At 63.7% G+C, this 912-nt stretch carries 1 pseudogene; it reads right to left on the bottom strand.

What is annotated here, in order from left to right:
- Positions 1-912: pseudogene (locus tag AX735_RS26140) on the bottom strand (ATP-binding protein); the annotation flags it as partial.

The raw sequence follows: 912 nt of genomic DNA, 5'->3' as shown, positions 1-912 counted from the left end.
CAACATAGAAGCGCACGTTGCCGAGCTGATGCAGCGCGTCATACCAGCCATAGCCAGCGTATGCGGGATGGTTCTCGACGAGGTGCGGGCGCAAGGGGTGGTCGCGCAGCGCGCGCTCCAGTCCCTGGGCAATATCGGGCTCAAGATCCGCGACAAGGATCGTGTCCGCACCTGCTGCGATTTCCTCATACTCGACATTGACGTTGTCGCTCTCCGCAATGGCAGCATGCCAGCGGGGCAGGCAGGGGTCGGCCTCCGGCAGGGCAACCCCAAGATCGCGCGCTTCCTTCCAGTTCTCGAAGGAAAGCCGGTGCTGGCCTCTGTGCGCCAGCGCGGCATAGATCGTGCGCCTGCAGGCCGCCTGAAGCGCCGCAAACGCGGCATTCTCGACGAATTCCTTGCGCGCCGGGAGCACAAGGGCAAGGCCCGGGGTGGCCCCGATATCGAGCCGGGCATGGTATGTTTTGCCGCCAAGGCTCTCCGAGACGCTGGCAAGCTTGCGGGTGAGCACCATCCCATAGAAATTCGTGGTGGGGTCCTGGTGGTATTCGCGCCCTTCGAACACGCCGATCTGGCTGCCGTTCCACTCGGCGATGTAGATTGCTTTGGCGAGAAAGTCCTCGCGTGGCATTTCCGTGCCATTGAAGAACACCGGCAGCGGGTAGAACTTCGCGACCTCGCGCAGAATCCGCTCGGTGGTCTGCTCGCTCACGCCGGGCATCAGGAAGCTGATTGTCGTCCCGACGGGGCGAGCAAGGGGCTGCACGGCAATGTCCTGCGCACCGGTCCAGCCATCCGCTGGGACATGGACCGACCATCCGATGTCGGCATCGGTATGACGCGAGCTGATCCGGGTTTCCTTGCCCGCCAGGCTGAAGACACCCATGCCTGCCGGGTCTTCGGCCTCATGGA

The organism is Blastomonas sp. CCH1-A6 (assembly GCF_001556365.1).
Classification (GTDB): domain Bacteria; phylum Pseudomonadota; class Alphaproteobacteria; order Sphingomonadales; family Sphingomonadaceae; genus Blastomonas; species Blastomonas ursincola.
The sequence above is the reverse complement of the archived record's forward strand: the minus strand, read 5'-3'. Positions and strand labels throughout refer to the sequence as shown.